The sequence below is a fragment of the Aeromicrobium camelliae genome (assembly GCF_003850045.1).
In the GTDB taxonomy this organism is placed as follows: Bacteria; Actinomycetota; Actinomycetes; order Propionibacteriales; family Nocardioidaceae; genus Aeromicrobium; species Aeromicrobium camelliae.
This window is the reverse complement of sequence record NZ_RQJX01000005.1, coordinates 158,266-176,179: the sequence shown is the minus strand read 5'-3', so window position 1 is coordinate 176,179 and position 17,914 is coordinate 158,266. Positions and strand designations below refer to the sequence as shown.

Annotated in this window: 13 protein-coding genes and 1 CRISPR repeat array; of the genes, 11 read left to right on the top strand and 2 right to left on the bottom strand. The window is 69.7% G+C overall.

The genetic code is table 11. From position 1 onward, the window contains the following. Nucleotide 1: 1 nt before the first annotated feature. The 4 genes from cas6e to EHW97_RS05975 all read left to right on the top strand — a co-directional run bounded on the left by cas6e (nt 2) and on the right by EHW97_RS05975 (nt 8,142). Nucleotides 2-679 carry a type I-E CRISPR-associated protein Cas6/Cse3/CasE gene (gene cas6e, locus EHW97_RS05990; protein WP_124236251.1) on the top strand — a complete coding sequence of 226 codons (678 nt, stop codon included), beginning with the start codon at nt 2-4 and terminating at the stop codon, nt 677-679. Next, on the top strand, nt 672-1,628 hold the full coding sequence (cas1e, locus tag EHW97_RS05985; RefSeq protein WP_124236250.1) for a type I-E CRISPR-associated endonuclease Cas1e: 957 nt from the start codon (nt 672-674) through the stop codon (nt 1,626-1,628). The genes cas6e and cas1e overlap by 8 nt, the downstream gene beginning before the upstream one ends. Beyond that, nucleotides 1,625-1,972, top strand: a complete 348-nt coding sequence (cas2e, locus tag EHW97_RS05980; RefSeq protein ID WP_124236249.1) for a type I-E CRISPR-associated endoribonuclease Cas2e — start codon at nt 1,625-1,627, stop codon at nt 1,970-1,972. Before cas1e ends, cas2e begins: the two co-directional genes overlap by 4 nt. Before the next feature lie 129 nt (nt 1,973-2,101). After that, a CRISPR array of direct repeats spans nt 2,102-7,194; the repeat unit is 28 nt; unit sequence GGATCATCCCCGCTCACGCGGGGAGCAG. A gap of 174 nt (nt 7,195-7,368) precedes the next feature. Continuing rightward, nucleotides 7,369-8,142 (top strand): glycerophosphodiester phosphodiesterase, encoded by a 774-nt coding sequence (locus EHW97_RS05975; protein ID WP_124236248.1) that lies wholly within the window; start codon nt 7,369-7,371, stop codon nt 8,140-8,142. A gap of 35 nt (nt 8,143-8,177) precedes the next feature. Here the strand turns inward: EHW97_RS05975 and EHW97_RS05970 are convergent, their stop codons facing one another. Then, nucleotides 8,178-8,447 (bottom strand): CBU_0592 family membrane protein, encoded by a 270-nt coding sequence (locus tag EHW97_RS05970; RefSeq protein ID WP_124236247.1) that lies wholly within the window; start codon nt 8,445-8,447, stop codon nt 8,178-8,180. A gap of 116 nt (nt 8,448-8,563) precedes the next feature. Here EHW97_RS05970 and EHW97_RS05965 point away from each other — a divergent pair, with 116 nt between their 5' ends. The 7 genes from EHW97_RS05965 to EHW97_RS05935 all read left to right on the top strand — a co-directional run bounded on the left by EHW97_RS05965 (nt 8,564) and on the right by EHW97_RS05935 (nt 17,307). Then, complete coding sequence (locus EHW97_RS05965) at nt 8,564-9,502, top strand: LysR family transcriptional regulator (RefSeq protein WP_341770278.1); 939 nt, start codon at nt 8,564-8,566, stop codon at nt 9,500-9,502. Nucleotides 9,503-9,598: 96 nt separating this feature from the next. Then, nucleotides 9,599-11,149, top strand: a complete 1,551-nt coding sequence (locus tag EHW97_RS05960) for an ABC transporter substrate-binding protein (protein WP_124236245.1) — start codon at nt 9,599-9,601, stop codon at nt 11,147-11,149. A gap of 3 nt (nt 11,150-11,152) precedes the next feature. Continuing rightward, on the top strand, nt 11,153-12,154 hold the full coding sequence (locus EHW97_RS05955) for an ABC transporter permease (RefSeq protein ID WP_124236244.1): 1,002 nt from the start codon (nt 11,153-11,155) through the stop codon (nt 12,152-12,154). Next, nucleotides 12,151-12,996, top strand: a complete 846-nt coding sequence (locus EHW97_RS05950; protein WP_124236243.1) for an ABC transporter permease — start codon at nt 12,151-12,153, stop codon at nt 12,994-12,996. The genes EHW97_RS05955 and EHW97_RS05950 overlap by 4 nt, the downstream gene beginning before the upstream one ends. Further along, entirely contained in the window at nt 12,996-14,714 is a 1,719-nt protein-coding gene (locus tag EHW97_RS05945) for a dipeptide ABC transporter ATP-binding protein (RefSeq protein WP_124236242.1), read from the top strand. Before EHW97_RS05950 ends, EHW97_RS05945 begins: the two co-directional genes overlap by 1 nt. Beyond that, a complete protein-coding gene (locus tag EHW97_RS05940; protein WP_124236241.1) occupies nt 14,711-16,705 on the top strand; it encodes a CocE/NonD family hydrolase in 1,995 nt (664 codons plus the stop codon). Before EHW97_RS05945 ends, EHW97_RS05940 begins: the two co-directional genes overlap by 4 nt. Continuing rightward, entirely contained in the window at nt 16,702-17,307 is a 606-nt protein-coding gene (locus tag EHW97_RS05935; protein ID WP_124236240.1) for a TetR/AcrR family transcriptional regulator, read from the top strand. Before EHW97_RS05940 ends, EHW97_RS05935 begins: the two co-directional genes overlap by 4 nt. Here EHW97_RS05935 and EHW97_RS05930 read toward each other — a convergent pair. Beyond that, nucleotides 17,304-17,891 (bottom strand): 1-acyl-sn-glycerol-3-phosphate acyltransferase, encoded by a 588-nt coding sequence (locus EHW97_RS05930; protein ID WP_124236239.1) that lies wholly within the window; start codon nt 17,889-17,891, stop codon nt 17,304-17,306. The genes EHW97_RS05935 and EHW97_RS05930 overlap by 4 nt on opposite strands. Between the last annotated feature and the right edge of the window lie 23 nt (nt 17,892-17,914).

Genomic DNA, 17,914 nt, shown 5'->3' with positions numbered 1-17,914 from the left:
CGTGTTTCTCAGTCAGCTTCAGTTGAACGCATCGCGGCCGGCCACGCAGCGCCTCCTGGCCTCACCGCAACGGATCCATGCAGCCGTCCTGGCTGCAGTCCCCGATCACCAGCCGGACGACCGGGTGCTGTGGCGGCTCGAATCCACCGCTCGCCACGATGTCCGCCTGCTCGTCGCCAGTCCCCGCGAGCCCGATTTCACCTCGTGCATCGAGAGTTACGGCTGGCCGATGCGACCTGACGCAACGTGGAGAACGCGTCCGTACACGCCGTTCCTCTCACGACTCGCACCCCAACAGGTGTGGGCCTTCCGGCTTCGCGGCAACCCGGTGGTCCGTAAGCGCGACGAGTCCGGGCGGATTCACACCATCCCCCACCTGACCGCGACACAACAACGCGACTGGCTGGTCTCGCGGGCCGAGCATCTCGGCGTGTCCTTTCCCCTTGACGAAGACGGCGCCCCGCAGGTGACCGTCAGCCGCCGCGACTCTCGGACGTTCACTCGCAATCAAGCCAAACGGGGTCGACGGGTCACGATCGCAAGCGCACAATTCGATGGGTTGCTGGAGGTCGTCGACGCCGAACGGTTACGAACGGCGCTGGTGCGCGGGGTCGGCCGGGCGAAGGCCTACGGCTGCGGGCTCCTCACCCTGGTCACCCCGCCGTCGAACCATGCGTGACATCCCGGGAGCCCCGCCACCCTCGCTGGGTGATCTGACCCGGGCTCAAGATCGTTTGAGCTTCGTCTACCTGGAACGTTGTGTCGTCCATCGCGACAGCAATGCCATCACCGCCAAAGACGAACGCGGGGTCATCCACATCCCCGCGGCGTCACTTGGCGCGCTGTTACTCGGCCCCGGCACGAACGTGAGTCATCAGGCGATGGTGCTGCTGGCCGAGTCAGGTGCGACCGCGGTGTGGGTTGGAGAACAAGGCGTGCGTTACTACGCGCATGGCCGGACGCTGACCCAGTCCTCACGGCTGCTGGAGGCCCAAGCCCGACTCGTGACGAATCAACGCTCACGCCTGGCGGTGGCTCGGACGATGTACTCCATGCGATTCCGCGAAGAGGAGGACACCGCCGGTCTTTCGATGCAGCAGCTTCGGGGACGGGAGGGGGCCCGGGTCAAACGTGTCTACCGCGCCCATGCTGCCCGCACGGGAGTGGAGTGGAGCAGACGCGACTACGACGTGCACGATTTCGCCTCAGCGAGCATCGTCAACCAAGCGCTGTCTGCCGCCAACACCTCGCTGTACGGGGTCGTGCATGCCGTGATCGTGGCGCTCGGCTGCTCTCCGGGACTTGGCTTCGTTCACACCGGACATGAACGTTCTTTCGTCTACGACATCGCCGACCTCTACAAGGCTGAGGTGTCGATCCCCGCCGCTTTCGACGTGGCGGCCGATCCCACCAAGCACGATGACGTTCCAGCTGCGGCGCGGCACGCGGTCCGGGACCGTCTGCGCGATGGACAGGTTCTTCTTCGCTGCGTGCGCGATGTCCGTGCTCTTCTGCTACCGCAGGAAGACCCCTACGACGATGCGCTCTGGTCTAGCAACGTGGTGAGCATCTGGGATGGTGCTGATCGCGCTGTCAGCGGTGGAATGAACCACGAGGTCGACTGGTGATCGTTGTCGTCCTCACGGTGGTACCGGAGCGGCTTCGCGGCGACTTGACGCGCTGGCTGCTGGAGATCAGTCCAGGCGTTTACGTCGGTGTCGCCTCCACGCGAGTTCGCGAACGACTCTGGGCCCGCATCGTGGAACTCAGCGCGACCGGCAGGGCAATCATGGTTTACAGCGCCAGGAACGAACAACGGCTCCAGTTCAAGGTCGCCCGGCATCACTGGGAACCGGTGGACCTTGATGGTGTCACGTTGATGCGTCGACCTTCTGACGACGGCGGCACCGCAGGGCGAACGGTGCCCTCCGGGTGGAGCGCCGCCGCCAAGCGGCGGCGCTTCGCGCGCTGAACGGCGACCCGTTAGCGCCAGCGCAACCACCTAGCGGAGCGATCGAGGCCAACACCAGGAACTACACCACCAGCCGGGACGTCACCCGGGGAGCACATCGCTGCCCCCAAGGCCGAGGCCTACGACGCGGGATCATCCCCGCTCACGCGGGGAGCAGAGGTTGGCCCCGCGCAGGTTGGCCCCGCTCAGGGGATCATCCCCGCTCACGCGGGGAGCAGGAGCTATTGCACGGCCAGCAAAGCCACTGCACGGGATCATCCCCGCTCACGCGGGGAGCAGCCATCCCTGGCCCATGTCCTGCACCTTTCGTTGGGATCATCCCCGCTCACGCGGGGAGCAGGCCGCCGGCCTGTACGACGGCACCGCGGACCAGGGATCATCCCCGCTCACGTGGGGAGCAGCTCGGAGGTCCGCTGTGAACCGGCCCCTCGTTGGGATCATCCCCGCTCACGCGGGGAGCAGTTGGCATCTACTGGATAGCACCTGTCTATGGGTGGATCATCCCCGCTCACGCGGGGAGCAGGTTCCGCCGCCGGGCCAGTGCAACGAGATGCCGGGATCATCCCCGCTCACGCGGGGAGCAGGCCACGTGCCAGAACGTCACCAGGCTTGACACCGGATCATCCCCGCTCACGCGGGGAGCAGTTTGCGAACATGAGTGAGTATCGCAACGAGTGGGGATCATCCCCGCTCACGCGGGGAGCAGGAGTTCGGCAACCGCGGTATCAATGCGGCCGAGGGATCATCCCCGCTCACGCGGGGAGCAGCCCTGCTCGTAGCCCTTGGGCTCTCTGCGCGCCGGATCATCCCCGCTCACGCGGGGAGCAGGCGAACGCTTGCAAGTGACGGGCCATGTGAAAGGGATCATCCCCGCTCACGCGGGGAGCAGGCCGCCTACAGGCGCGACATGATCAGCGACCAGGGATCATCCCCGCTCACGCGGGGAGCAGCTCGACCTTCCTCCCGGCGATCACGAGTTCGCGGGATCATCCCCGCTCACGCGGGGAGCAGTACTCGGCAGATCGCGCTCGTTCCCGCGCGCGCGGATCATCCCCGCTCACGCGGGGAGCAGTAGGCTTTCGTGGGCGTGCACGGCCTCCTCGCCGGATCATCCCCGCTCACGCGGGGAGCAGAGCACCTGACCTGTTGACCCGCGTCCATGCGGTCGGATCATCCCCGCTCACGCGGGGAGCAGGCTCGGAGTACCTCCCCCGCCTGGCGAAGTCGGGGATCATCCCCGCTCACGCGGGGAGCAGGTCGTGTCGTCCTGGGCTCGGGTGTCTGTCCAGGGATCATCCCCGCTCACGCGGGGAGCAGGTGACGGGCACCCTCTGGCCGGCGCTCCAGAACGGATCATCCCCGCTCACGCGGGGAGCAGTCCGAAGTAGATGAGGGGCTTGGGGGCTTTGGGGGATCATCCCCGCTCACGCGGGGAGCAGAACCACGACGCTCGGGCACCGCAGGACGAGAAGGGATCATCCCCGCTCACGCGGGGAGCAGGACTCTTCGCTAGGCCGCCCGTGATCTTGGGACGGATCATCCCCGCTCACGCGGGGAGCAGGGTTCGTCGGCTCCGTGGTCGGTTCGGTGGTGGGGATCATCCCCGCTCACGCGGGGAGCAGCAGGCCTCGCATTGGCATCGCGAGCCTGGTGGGGGATCATCCCCGCTCACGCGGGGAGCAGTCAACGGGCAACTCGACCGGTCCCCATCTGCACGGATCATCCCCGCTCACGCGGGGAGCAGCGGCGCGCGAGGTCACGGATCTCCTTGAGCAACGGATCATCCCCGCTCACGCGGGGAGCAGCACCGCCCCTCGAACGACCGAGGGGCAGCTTTCGGATCATCCCCGCTCACGCGGGGAGCAGTCATCAGGACCGCCATTGAGCACGATCCCCGAGGGATCATCCCCGCTCACGCGGGGAGCAGGCGCCGTTCTGGCCCTCAGCGGCCTTGTCGGCCGGATCATCCCCGCTCACGCGGGGAGCAGGGCAACGGCTCCATCCACACCCGCCCGAGCGGGGGATCATCCCCGCTCACGCGGGGAGCAGTTCTGCATCCGCGCCGACCCGTTGGTCGTCGTGGGATCATCCCCGCTCACGCGGGGAGCAGTTCGAGGTTTCGCAGGGCGTCGCTCATGCCCTGGGATCATCCCCGCTCACGCGGGGAGCAGCGTCGCCCCAGAGGGTTACGCCGATCCAGGTGGGGATCATCCCCGCTCACGCGGGGAGCAGAGAACTCGAGCTAACGCCTGGGAGGACGTCGCCGGATCATCCCCGCTCACGCGGGGAGCAGGCGATCGCAGAGGCCTGTCGGCGCGGGAAGCCGGGATCATCCCCGCTCACGCGGGGAGCAGACGATTCCGTTGGTCACCGCCGCGACCGCGAGGGGATCATCCCCGCTCACGCGGGGAGCAGGTGAGCTCGCGGACTTCGATTCGTACCCCACCGGGATCATCCCCGCTCACGCGGGGAGCAGCTGCGCGGCCTTCTCGTACTCGCGGACCTTCGCGGATCATCCCCGCTCACGCGGGGAGCAGCACTCGCGTCCCCGACGCCGAGTTCAAGGCGCGGGATCATCCCCGCTCACGCGGGGAGCAGAGCAGGGCTTCGAATCACACGAAGCCTTCGAACGGATCATCCCCGCTCACGCGGGGAGCAGTGCGGGTCGGCGATGACCTGCCCGTCCCGGGGGGGATCATCCCCGCTCACGCGGGGAGCAGACTGACGAGGCCGGCGACCTGCTTGCTCACCTGGGATCATCCCCGCTCACGCGGGGAGCAGGGCAGCGCCTGGACCGTGCAGGGTCCGTGGACGGGATCATCCCCGCTCACGCGGGGAGCAGACCGGATGTACCTGCGCATGGGGAATCTGACGGGGATCATCCCCGCTCACGCGGGGAGCAGCGGCACCCGTACTTCGGCGTGGATCTGTACGAGGGATCATCCCCGCTCACGCGGGGAGCAGTATCTGTCGCGTGAGGTGTCGCGACTGGTCCGGGGATCATCCCCGCTCACGCGGGGAGCAGAAGTGATCGTCGAAGTCGGCGGGCTCGGTGATGGGATCATCCCCGCTCACGCGGGGAGCAGAGCTCGGGCGACCAGTCCGACGTCGCGTCCGCAGGATCATCCCCGCTCACGCGGGGAGCAGTTCTCGAACGGGCTGCGCTGGCCAGGCGACCACGGATCATCCCCGCTCACGCGGGGAGCAGGCCCCTTGTCTCTTCATCGCTCGCCAGGAGTAGGGATCATCCCCGCTCACGCGGGGAGCAGGTCACGTCGCCCTCGACGTCGACCTCGGCGTAGGGATCATCCCCGCTCACGCGGGGAGCAGAAGTTCACACCAAGCGGCAAGCAAGCGCTCAACGGATCATCCCCGCTCACGCGGGGAGCAGCTCGCCTCGTGTCGACCCTGTTTGCCGTAGACCGGATCATCCCCGCTCACGCGGGGAGCAGCTTGGGGCCGCGTCGCTCCGAGGTGCCGTCCGGGGATCATCCCCGCTCACGCGGGGAGCAGCGGGCCAAGGAGCTCCACCTCGCCCTCACTGAGGGATCATCCCCGCTCACGCGGGGAGCAGGACCCCTTCGAGCTGCAAGGAGCGGTGGGAGCGGGATCATCCCCGCTCACGCGGGGAGCAGGATCACTGGCATCATCACAGGTCTCATCTCCGGGGATCATCCCCGCTCACGCGGGGAGCAGAGGAGCTCGACCTTCCGCTGGTTGCCCAGCTTGGGATCATCCCCGCTCACGCGGGGAGCAGCTCCGCGATGCGCGGATCGCCGGCAACCGACGGGGATCATCCCCGCTCACGCGGGGAGCAGTGATCGTTGATCGCCGTCTCGCTCACCGCACGGGGATCATCCCCGCTCACGCGGGGAGCAGGCGATCGCTGAGGCGTGCCGGAGGGGGAAACCGGGATCATCCCCGCTCACGCGGGGAGCAGGCCCGTCGGATGCGCGCGGCGTCGGCAGAAGCGGGATCATCCCCGCTCACGCGGGGAGCAGCCACCAGCCGAGACGGGCTTGCCGGCGACGATGGGATCATCCCCGCTCACGCGGGGAGCAGTCCGGACCAACACAGTCCCAGCCGCCCTCGCCGGGATCATCCCCGCTCACGCGGGGAGCAGACGACAACCGCTCGTGGCACGGTCCCGCGCGCGGGATCATCCCCGCTCACGCGGGGAGCAGGCGAAGAACACCCCTAGCTAGCGCCCAATCGCCGGATCATCCCCGCTCACGCGGGGAGCAGATGTCGTGGGTGGCGCCGGAGACGATCCTGGGGGGATCATCCCCGCTCACGCGGGGAGCAGGCACCACCGGGGATGTCGGGGTCGCCAGCCCGGGGATCATCCCCGCTCACGCGGGGAGCAGACCAACGCCCCGCATCGTCGGGGCGTTTCGCATGGATCATCCCCGCTCACGCGGGGAGCAGCCCCAACCACCAACGCCCCGCATCGTCGGGGCGGGATCATCCCCGCTCACGCGGGGAGCAGACCTTCCCGGCGACCAGAAGCCGGTAGACGGCGGGATCATCCCCGCTCACGCGGGGAGCAGTCGGCGCACGGGTTCGACTCGACCATGCCCCGCGGATCATCCCCGCTCACGCGGGGAGCAGCGCGAAAGGCCCGGAACCATCAGTTCGGTGAAGGGATCATCCCCGCTCACGCGGGGAGCAGATCACCTCCCTCGTCAAGCACGTCGGCTCGAAGGGATCATCCCCGCTCACGCGGGGAGCAGTACGTGCGGGGCAAGGGGCAGAAGGAGCGCGTGGGATCATCCCCGCTCACGCGGGGAGCAGGCCGTGGGACTTGACGAATTCGATGGCGTCGCCGGATCATCCCCGCTCACGCGGGGAGCAGCCTCCTTCCGGTGCTGGTCGGCTGGCCTGCTGCGGATCATCCCCGCTCACGCGGGGAGCAGTACCGACCGAAAGGAATGCAGCATGACCGCCGACGGATCATCCCCGCTCACGCGGGGAGCAGCCGTCCGAGAGGGATGCCGAGAGCGTGACCGACGGATCATCCCCGCTCACGCGGGGAGCAGCCTGGCACTTTCACCCCATGTACCTCTAACACGGGATCATCCCCGCTCACGCGGGGAGCAGCGCACCGACGAACGTCGTTTTGGCGAGGACGACGGATCATCCCCGCTCACGCGGGGAGCAGTTCCGCAGCCGGTACTTCCGGGCGGGGCGGCAGGGATCATCCCCGCTCACGCGGGGAGCAGTCTTCGTGACCTGCGGAGACTCTAGCGCTATCCATGTTAGCGGATGAACTGTAAGTACGTTCTCGGTAAGTCCTCAGTCGCTCGTCGTCCGCTGTTCATGTCACGTCGGCTCACCCTTCACGCGTGCCGTCCAGCCTGGATCGCGACAGGGATTTCGCCCACGAGGGGGACCACATGTCCGAGCCCATCGTCACGCCGTCGCAGCTGACCAGGACACCACTGCGCACGACCCGGGTCAACGGCCACCGGGGGCAGAGCTCGACAGCTCCGGAGAACACCCTTCCTGCCTTCCTCGACGCCGCTGCGCTGGGCGCCGACGGCATCGAGTTCGACGTCCACCTCACCGCGGACGGTCACGTCGTCGCCCACCACGACCAGACGCTGCGCCGCACCACCGACGTCGCCCGCGTGTTCCCCAGCCGAGCAGGCGACCCGATCTCCTCGTTCACCGCGGCCGAGATCGCTCGTCTCGACGCCGGTGCGTGGAAGGGCGACCTGTGGGCGGGCACTCCCCTGCCGTTCGTGGCCGACGTCGTCAAGGCGTTCCGTGACCGACCGCACCGCATGTCGATCGAGCTCAAGGCGACATCCGCCAACCCGCTGGTGTTCGCGATGGCGCTCCGCGCCGCCGTCGGCGCGCGCGAGAACGTGACGTTCATGAGCTTCCGCCGCCCGCTTATCGACGCGGTCCGCCAGGCCATCCCCGGCGCGCGGATCGGACTGGTGAGCGTGCGGCGTCCGAGAACCGTCGACCTGGAGAGCTACGACGAGTTCCACCTCGACGCCACGTTCCTCACGCAGCGAGTCGTCGACCAGATCCACGACCGCGGCAAGACGGTGACCGCCTGGACCGTCGACTCTCCGGCGCAGGCCGCGCGCCTCGCCGCGATGGGTGTCGACGCCATCACCACCAACCGCGTCGAGACCATCCGCCGCGCCCTGGCCTGACACCGGCCCCCTGGCGCTGAGGCCGGAGGGGCCGGTCAGAGGACAGTCGAGTGACGGCGCGAACGGGCGCGCAGCGTCATCACGAGGGTATGGGCGCCGATGGCCGCCCAGATGGTGTTGGACGCGACCACGGGCCACGCCCCGTACAGGGCGCCGGCCGTACCGGCCAGGACGCCGCCCACCGTGTTCATCGCCGCGTAGGTGATCGATGTCGACGCCACGCGTCCGCGCCACAGCAAGAGGTACGCCGCGAAGGTGCCAGCCGTACCCAACCAACCCAGGATTCCAGCGACAAGGCCGTCCATCGTTCCTCCTCCCACACATGGCGAAGCGCGATCCCGAATGAATCGCGCAGAGCCATTCTGGGGAGAGATCCAGGTTCAACTCAAGTGCACTTTTGGCAAGCCTAGGTTTAGGATTGGTGAATGTGCGCATCCAACCTTCCCGACTCCCGTTTTTCCTTGCGATTGCACGCAATGGTGGCGTCCTCGCAGCGGCCGATGCGTTGCACGTCACACCCTCGGCGGTGTCACAGCAACTGACGCGCCTGGAGTCCGAAGTCGGCCAGCCGCTCGTCGAACGGACACCGCGCGGCGTCACCCTCACCGCGGCGGGCCGCGAGCTCGCCGAACTCGCCGAGAACATCGAGCGTGAGATCAATGAGACCGAGCTGCGATTGGCGTCCGCGGGCGACGATCCGACCGGCGTCGTGCGCCTCGGCGGCTTCCAGACGTTCTTCTCCTCAGTGCTCGCACCTGCCCTTCCTCGCTGGCGTGAGGAGCTCTACGGCGTCGAGCTGCAGATCCACGAGGGGCCGCGCGCGGAACTGCTGCGCGCGCTGAGGGCCGCCGACCTGGAGATCGTCATCGTCGAGTACGACACCGCCGAGACCGCACCTCCGCTCGGCCCCGCGATCCGCGAGATCCCGCTGCTCGATGACCCGTGGAAGCTCGTCGCGCCCGCCGGCACCCTCGCCGCGACCGAACTCGTCGAGCTCGAGCGCCTACGCACCCCGTGGCTGGGCGTCGAGGCGTCCGCAGCCACGGCGCAGGCGGTGCGTCGCGTGCGGACTCCGCTGGGGCAGTCCACCTCCGCCCACACGTACGCCGAGTACCCGACTGCGCTCGCCCTGGTCGCCGCCGGCGAGGGCATGACGCTCCTGCCGACGCTGGCCCTCCAGGGGACTCTCCCCGAGGGTGTCGAGGTGGCGGACGTCCCCGGTCTCGGGGCCCGCCGTCTCGCACTGCGACACCGGACAGGGCGCCGCGGACCCTCTCAAGCGGTGACCGCCGCCATCGACTTCCTCCGCGATATCTCCGCGTCGTTCCAGGCCGATCCCACCACGGACGTCACCGCGTGACGCCACCGTCGCTGCGTTAAATCTACGTGACGCAGCTTTCACTGAGCGCCGTCCTGCGCTTATCGTGCAGATGAACGATAAGCACAGGAGGCTTCCGTGACCCCCTCGATCGACCGGCGCACGCTGCTGGGCGGCGCGCTCGGCGGCATCGCCGCATTCGGCCTCGCCGCCTGCGGTGCCCCCGCGCTGAGTGTGCCCGAACGGGCCGCCACCGGGACGGCCCGGCGCGGCGCCACCCTGCGCATCGCGCGTCCCGCCGCGAGCGCAGCCGAGACCCTCGACCCCGCCAGTTCGCTGTCCGCCTACGAGTACCTCGGCGCGCTGTACAACCGCCTCGTCCGGCTGGACCGCGAAGGCGAGACCGTGCCCGACCTCGCCACCGATTGGTCCTCGAACGCCGATGCGACCGTCTGGGACTTCCGGTTGCGCTCCGGCGTGCGGTTCCACGACGGCCAGCGCCTCACGGCGCGCGACGTGCGGTACACCTTCGAGCACATCCTCGACCCGGACACGGCGTCACCGCAGGCCGGTGCGCTCTCGATCGTCGCCGGCATCGACGCGGTCGACGAGACGTCCGTGCGCTTCCGCCTCACGACGCCGAACGCCGAGTTCCCCTCGCTGCTCACGGCCTACCAGTGCTACGTGATCCCCGAGGACACCGCGGACACGATCGGCCGCACGGGCATCGGCACCGGCCCCTTCATCCTCGAGAGCTACACCCCTGCGGGCGCCGGCGCCGTCCGGGCCAACGAGGACTACTTCGACGGCCGTGCGACCCTCGACCGCATCGAGTTCTACTCCATCCAGGACACCTCGGCCCGAGTGAACGCGCTGCTGTCACGGCAGGTGGATCTGCTCTCGCAGACCAACCTCGACAACCCGACGGCGCGCGTCGTCGCCAACTCCCCCGGCACCACGGTCGCGCGCGTCGCGAACGCCCAGTGGTACACGATCCCGATGCTGGCCACCAGCGAGGAGTTCGCCGATCCGCGCATGCGCCAGGCGATGAAGCTCGCGTACGACCCGCAGGCGATCTTGTCCACGGCCCTGCAAGGCACCGGGACCGCCGGATGGGACAACCCGGTGCCGCCCGAGCTGGCCGCGCACCTGGACGTGCAGCGCGAATACGACCCCGAGAAGGCGCGGTCGATCCTCAAGCAGATCGGTCGCGAGGGCTTTTCGACGCGGATCTACACCTCGGCGTACGAGCCCAACTTCACCGCGATCGCGGTCGCCTTCGCCGACCAGGTCAAGCAGGCGGGCATCGATCTGCGGATCACCAACGTCGCTGCCGACTCGTACTACACGCAGGTCTGGATGAGCGAGCCGCTCATGGTCAGCTACTGGTTCACCGGCCGCCCGGTCGACCAGCTGCTCAACCAGATCTTCCGCACCGGCTCGAGTTACAACGAGTCCGCGTGGTCGAACCCGCAGTTCGACCAGCTCCTCGACGCTGCCCGTGCCGACACGAACGACGCCACCCGCCGCCAGAAGTACCAGGACGCTCAGCAGTTGGTGATCGACGACGGCGCCGACCTCACCCCGGTGTTCGGCGACCGGCTCGTCGGGCTGTCCGAGGACGTCGTCAACTACGACGAGTACGGCTTCGAGTTCGACTACCTGGCCCTCGGCCTGAAGGAGGACTGAGCCATGCTGCGGATGATCTCCACCCGCGTCGCGACCTCCGTCGTGACCCTGTTCCTCGCGGCGTTCTTCGTCTTCTTCGCGGTCCAGGCCCTGCCCGGCGACGTCGCAGAGCAGCTGCTCGGCCAGAACGCCACCGACGAGGCCGTCGCCACGCTGCGCGAGCAACTCGGCCTCGACACCAACGTCTGGGTCCGCTTCGTCGAATGGCTGGGCAACGCGGTGACCGGCGACTTCGGCACCTCACTCGTGTCCGGCGCCTCGGTCTCCTCGACGCTCTGGACCGCGTTCTCGCACTCGCTGCTCATCGCCGTCCCAGCGATCGTCGTGGGCATCACGGTCTCGCTCCTGCTGGGCATCCTCGCCGGAGCTCGGCGCGGCACCACCACCGACTCGAGCGTCTCGGTGCTGTCGCTCATCGCCATGAGCATCCCCGAGTTCGTCGTGGCGACGCTGCTGGTGCTGGTGCTCGCGATCGCGATCCCGGTCTTCCCGTCGGTCGTGCTGGAGGGGCCGGACGCGACGTTCGGTGACCTTCTTCCGGCGATCGTCCTGCCCTGCATCACCCTCGTCGTCGCGATGGGCGCGTACATCATCCGCGCGATGCGCTCGTCGACGATCGACGGACTGGCCACCGAGTACGCGACGACGGCGACGCTCAAGGGGGTCCCCCGCCGCCGAGTGCTCTGGCGCCACGTGGCGCCGACTGCCGTCCTGCCCGTGCTCCCGGTGGTGTCGATCAACGTCGCCTGGCTGCTCGGCGGTGTCGTGGTCGTGGAGTCGGTGTTCAACTACCCCGGGCTCGGCAAGCTGATGATCGACTCCGTCTCGACGCGCGACCTCCCGGTGCTCCAGGCGATCGCCGTCCTCAGCGCCGTCGTCTACGTGACGGTGAACCTGCTCGCCGACCTGCTCGCACTCGCCGCCGACCCGCGCCAGCGGACCCTGCACCAGCCGCGGCGCCGGCGCAGCAGCGCGACGCCCGTCCCCCAGGAGGACATCCGATGATCACCCGTCTCCGCGGCCTCGGGCAGCTCACGCCCGGCACGAGGATCGGTCTGGCCTTCGTCGGGTTCACGGTGCTCGTCGCGCTCCTGGCCCCGTGGCTCGCGCCCTACGACCCCGTCGCGACCGACGCTGAGAACGCGCTCGCCGGTGCCAGCTGGAGCCACTGGCTCGGCACCGACCAGTACGGGCGCGACATCCTCTCCCGCACGATCGAGGGCGGACGCTTCGCGCTCCTCGTCTCCCTGCTCGCCACCACCACCGCGGTCGTCGTCGGGACGCTCATCGGCAGCGTCGCCGCGTACTACGGCCGCTGGGTCGATGGGGCGATCACCCGCGTGCTCGACGCGGTGCTCGCCGTGCCCTCCGTTCTCGCGCTGCTGCTCATCGTGTCGGTGTTCGGCAACAGCGTCCCGGTGCTGGTGATCGCGATCGCCGTGGTCTACGTGCCGGCCGTCGCGCGCGTGGTGCGCGGCGCGGCCCGGCCCGTGCTCGCGTCCGGCTACGTCACCGCGGCGAAGGCCCGTGGCGAGCGCTCGCTGCCGATCATCGGACGGGAGGTGCTGCCGAACATCCTCGACACCGTGCTCGTGGAGTTCGCGATGCGCGCCTCCTGGGTGGTCCTGCTGGTCTCCACCCTGTCGTTCCTCGGCTTCGGCGTGAACCCGCCGACGCCCGACTGGGGTCTCATGATCCAGGAGAACCGCACCGCCTTGACGGTCGCGCCTGCGGGCACGATCGCGCCGATCGTGGCCCTGTCCCTGCTGGTCGTCGGCCTCAACCTCGCCGCTGACGGCCTCGGCAAGCACTTCGGCGTGGACCGCGCCCGACGAGGAGTCCTGTGATGAGCGAAACGACCACCGCCCGCGTCGAGGGCCTCACCGTCTCCTACCGGGCCGGCGACCAGCGCGTCGTCGTGACCGAGGACGTCTGTTTCGAGCTGCAACGGGGCCGGACGCTCGGGCTCGTCGGGGAGTCGGGCAGCGGCAAGTCCACGGTCGCCCGCACGCTGCTGGGGCACCTGCGTGAGGGCTCGAGCGTGGACCGCGGCAGCGTGACGGTCTTCGGTGAGGACGTCTTCTCGCTTCCGGCCGAACGGCTGCGGAAGCTGCGCGGCGGGACGGTCGCGCTGGTCTCGCAGAACGCCGGGCACGCGCTGACCCCCTCGATGCGGGTCGGGGCGCAGATCCGCGAGGCTCTCGCCGTCCACGGGCTGCCCGGCGGCGACGACCGGATCGTCGATCTGCTCCGGCTCGTGCGCCTGCCCTCCCCCGAGACGCTCGGCCGCCGCTATCCGCACGAGCTGTCCGGCGGCCAGCAGCAGCGCGTCGCCATCGCGATGGCGGTGGCGACGGACCCGAAGATCCTCGTCCTCGACGAGCCGACGACGGCGCTCGACGTGGTCACCCAGGCCGCCGTCCTCGCGCTCGTCAACGACCTGCGCGAGCAGTTGGGTATGGCCGTGCTCATCGTCAGCCACGACCTCGGCGTGGTCTCGGCGGTCGCCGACGAGGTACTCGTCCTGCGCGACGGCCGCGAGGTCGAGCACGGTGCGACGCAGCAGGTCCTGTCGGCACCGCGCGAGGAGTACACGCGCGAACTCATCGCCGCCGCACCTCGCATCCACGGAGTACCCGTGCCGGACGGGCGCGACCTCGAGACCGATCTCATCCTTCGCTGTGCTGACGTGGACATCCGCTACGCCCGGGCACCGCAGCTCGCCGTGAGCGGCTTCGATCTGGAGGTGCGCCGCAGCGAGACCGTGGCCATCGTCGGCGAGTCCGGAAGCGGCAAGTCCACGGTCGCCTCCGCGCTCGCCGGCCTCGCCGACGTCGAGCGCGGTGAGGCCTCGCTCTGGTCCGGGGACGGCACGCGGCACGACCTCCTCGGCCCGGCCGGGCGGCGTCCCCTGGACGTTCGCCGCTCGGTGCAACTGGTGTTCCAGAACGCCGACCTCGCCCTCAACCCCCGCCGCACCGTGGGCGACGCGATCGCGCGGCCGCTCAAGGTCTTCGGACGCGCCAAGGGCCGGCAGGAGACGCGCACGAGCGTCGAGCGCCTGCTGACGGAGGTCGGGCTCGGGCCGGAGTTCGCCGACCGCCTCCCCGCCCAGTTGTCGGGCGGCCAACGCCAGCGCGTGGGGATCGCTCGGGCCCTCGCAGCCGAACCGACGCTGCTCATCGCCGACGAGATCACGACGGCCCTCGACGTCTCGGTGCAGGCCGACGTGCTCGCGTTGCTGGACGACCTGCGCACGAGGCGCGCGCTGTCCTGCCTGTTCATCAGCCATGACCTCGCGGTCGTGCGCAGTGTCGCCGACCGCATCGTCGTGATGAAGGACGGGCGGATCGTCGAGTCCGCTCCGACCGCTTCACTGTTCGAGAACCCGCGCCACCCCTACACCCGGACCTTGCTGGACGCCGTCGTCGAGCCGGGGCACACCGAGCTGCCCAGCAGCGACGTGGACGCCCGGGTGATCACCCTCGACCCGGCGGCCGCCCTGCTCGACATGGGCGGCGGGCACCGGGTCCGCGCCGACGAAGGAGTCCTCACGTCCTCATGAAGATCGTCGACATCTCCCCCGACGCCGTCGACGTGCGCGATCTGTGGATCCCCATGCCCGACGGGGTCCGGCTCCACGCCCGCGTCTGGCTGCCGCGCGACGCCGAGCAGCAGCCGGTGCCCGCGCTGCTGGAGTACCTGCCGTACCGCCTGGACGACTGGACCTCCGTGCGCGACAGCGAACGCCATCCCTACTACGCGGCGCACGGCTACGCCTCCGTCCGGGTCGACATCCGCGGCAGCGGCAGCTCCGACGGGCTGTTCGAGGACGAGTACTCGCCTGCCGAGCTCGACGACGGCGTGGCCGTCGTCGAGTGGCTGGCCGCCCAGCCCTGGTGCTCGGGCCAGGTCGGGATGTTCGGCATCTCCTGGGGCGGGTTCAACGCGCTCCAGATCGCCGAGCGGGCGCCCGAGCCGCTCAAGGCGATCGTCACCGTCTGCTCGACGGACGACCGGTACGACAATGACGTCCACTACATCGGCGGTGCCGTGCTCGGCGTCGACATGGCAGCGTGGGCCGGCACCATGCTCGCGTTCGCCTCACGGCCGCCTCGGCCGGAGGTCGTGGGTGACCGGTGGGTGGACCAGTGGCGCGACCGACTCGAGCAGCAGCGGCCGCTCGCGCCGGTCTGGCTCGGCCACCAGGAGCGCGACGACTACTGGCGCCACGGCAGCGTGTGCGAGAACTACGACGGCATCCGGGCCGCGGTCCTCGCCGTCGGCGGCTGGTCCGATCCGTACCGGGACACGGTGCTGCGCCTGCTCCGCAACCTGGACGCACCCGCCAAGGGCATCATCGGCCCGTGGTCGCACCAGTACCCCGACCGGGGACTGGCCCCTGGCCCGAGCATCGGGTTCCTCCAGGAGACGCTGCGCTGGTGGGACCGGTGGCTCAAGGGCATCGACACCGGCGTCGAGAACGAGCCCGCGTTGCGCGCCTGGGTGAACGATCCCGAACCGCCCGCGCCGTACGTCGAGAGGCGCAGCGGCACCTGGGTGGGTGTGCCGTGGCACGACGACCCGGAGCACCGCGCCTGGTCGCTCGGCGACGGACGCGTCCTGGTCCGCTCACCCTGGGCCACGGGACAGGACGCCGGCAGGTTCTTCCCCTTCGGCAACCGCGGCGACCTGCCACCGGACCAGCGCGCCGAGGACGGCCGCTCGGTCTGCCTCGACCTCGAGATCGGTGACACGCCGGTCGACCTGCTCGGGAACGGGACGGTGCGGCTGCGGTTGCGCTCGACCCACGATCGCGGGCACGTCATCGTCCGGCTCTGCGACGTCGCTCCCGACGGTTCCTCCACGCTCGTCACCCGCGGCGTGCTCAACCTGCTGAAGCGCGACGGGATGGACCGCGTCAGCCCCCTCACGCCGGGTGAGGACGTGGACGTGGACGTCCCGTTGATCTCGGCCGGCTACCGGTTCGCCCCCGGGCACCGGTTGCGCGTCGCGCTGAGCAATCACTACTGGCCCTGGGTCTGGCCGCACGCGGTGGACGACACCCTCGACGTCGACCTCTCGGCGAGTTCGCTGCGGCTGCCGCTCGTCGACGCCGCCGCCGTCCCGGTCGGATTCGAACCGCCTGAGCACGCGCGGCCCCTGGCCATCACCGTGCCGCCGGGAGCCGAGGAGCCACGACCCGAACGACTCGTCCGCTACGACGTGGCTCGCGGCGAGACGGTGCTGGAGGTCGACCCGGGGTACGGCGGAACCCGCCAGTACCTCGACGGACTGAGCTTCTTGGAGTCCGCCGAGGAGGTGTATACCGTGCGCGAGGGCGACCCCTCGTCGCCGCGTGCGGAGTCGCACTGGCGGCTGCGGCTGACCAACGAGGGGTGGGCGGCGGACGTCGAGACGTGGTCGACGATCACATGCGATGCCGAGAGCTTCATCGTCGAGAACCGCGTACTCGCTCACGCCGAGCGTGACGGCGCGCGCGAACTCGTCGCCGATCGCGTGTTCCGGGACGTCGTGCCGAGGACGTCGGCGTGACGCGACAGCGCCTCTCCCCCGCCGAGCGCCGCGAACAGGTGGTGCAGGCGGCCCGATCGGTCATCGTGCAGCGCGGGCTGGCGGGCACGTCGCTGCGCGACATCGCGGCGGCGGCGCAGGTGTCGATGGGCACGGTGACCTATCACTTCTCCGGCGTGGACGAGATCCTCAGCGCGGTCGTGATCGCCGAATCCGAGCGCTTCTACGGCGCGGTGGTGGCAGCCGCGGACGCGGAGCCGGACGCCCGGCGAGCCCTGCAGATCCTGGTGGACCCGTTGTTCGAGGACGCGCCCGATGTGGAGGCGCACTGGCGGATCTGGTCGGACTTCTGGGCCGCGGTGGCGCGGCGTCCCGACATGGCCGATGCCTACGCGCAGCGCATCCGGCACTGGGAGGCGTGCTGCGCGCGCACGATCGAACGTGGCGTCGCGGCCGGTACCTTCCGAACCGTCGACGCCGAGGACGCGGCACTCAAGCTCGCCGCGTACGCCGACGGGCTCGGCACTCAGCGCGCCCAGGGAGTGGCGGGCCTGACCGCCGAACGGGCGCGCGCGTGGATGTCGGAGTTCGTCGAACTGCTGCTCAGCCCCGCGGACCGCTAGTTCGAGTCGCCGTCCGCTGATTCTCCCGCCAGGCGCGGCACCGACGTGTGCGCGGGACGCACCCCGACCTTTCCGGCGTAGAACGCCCGGATGCGGTCCATGTCGGCGGACATGTCGCCGCTGAGATGGAACGTCGGGCCGAGGCCGGTGGTCATCGTGGACCGGTCGACGTACCCGAGGGTGACCGGAAGATCGGTCGCCCGCGCCAGCCGGTAGAAGCCCGACTTCCACGTGTCGGCCTTGCCGCGGGTGCCCTCCGGCGTGACGACGAGGTGGAAACGCTCTCCCGACGCGAGCCGTGCGGTGAGGTCGTCGATGAGCCCCGCCGGGTTGGCCCGGTCCACCTCGATGCCGCCGAGCGCGCGCATGAACGGTCCCATGGGGCCGCGGAAGAGCTCCTTCTTGCCGAGGAACTTCAGCTGGAGCCCCTCGCGCCACGCGATCGCGAGCATGAGGACGAAGTCCCAGTTCGACGTGTGGGGCACGCCGAGGAGGATCCCCGCGCCTTCGGTGGGCACGGACTCGGACCGGTAGCGCCAGCGGCTGACGGCCCAGTAGGCGCGGGCCAGCATGCGGCGGATCATCGCTTCACCATGAACGCAGAGCC

Bases quoted from the DNA above. Each gene is read 5' to 3' on its own strand.
- cas1e (WP_124236250.1), top strand. From the start codon at position 672: ATGCGTGACATCCCGGGAGCCCCGCCACCCTCGCTGGGTGATCTGACC.
- EHW97_RS05975 (WP_124236248.1), top strand. From the start codon at position 7,369: ATGTCCGAGCCCATCGTCACGCCGTCGCAGCTGACCAGGACACCACTG.
- EHW97_RS05970 (WP_124236247.1), bottom strand. From the start codon at position 8,447: ATGGACGGCCTTGTCGCTGGAATCCTGGGTTGGTTGGGTACGGCTGGC.
- EHW97_RS05955 (WP_124236244.1), top strand. From the start codon at position 11,153: ATGCTGCGGATGATCTCCACCCGCGTCGCGACCTCCGTCGTGACCCTG.
- EHW97_RS05950 (WP_124236243.1), top strand. From the start codon at position 12,151: ATGATCACCCGTCTCCGCGGCCTCGGGCAGCTCACGCCCGGCACGAGG.
- EHW97_RS05945 (WP_124236242.1), top strand. From the start codon at position 12,996: ATGAGCGAAACGACCACCGCCCGCGTCGAGGGCCTCACCGTCTCCTAC.
- EHW97_RS05940 (WP_124236241.1), top strand. From the start codon at position 14,711: ATGAAGATCGTCGACATCTCCCCCGACGCCGTCGACGTGCGCGATCTG.
- EHW97_RS05930 (WP_124236239.1), bottom strand. From the start codon at position 17,891: ATGATCCGCCGCATGCTGGCCCGCGCCTACTGGGCCGTCAGCCGCTGG.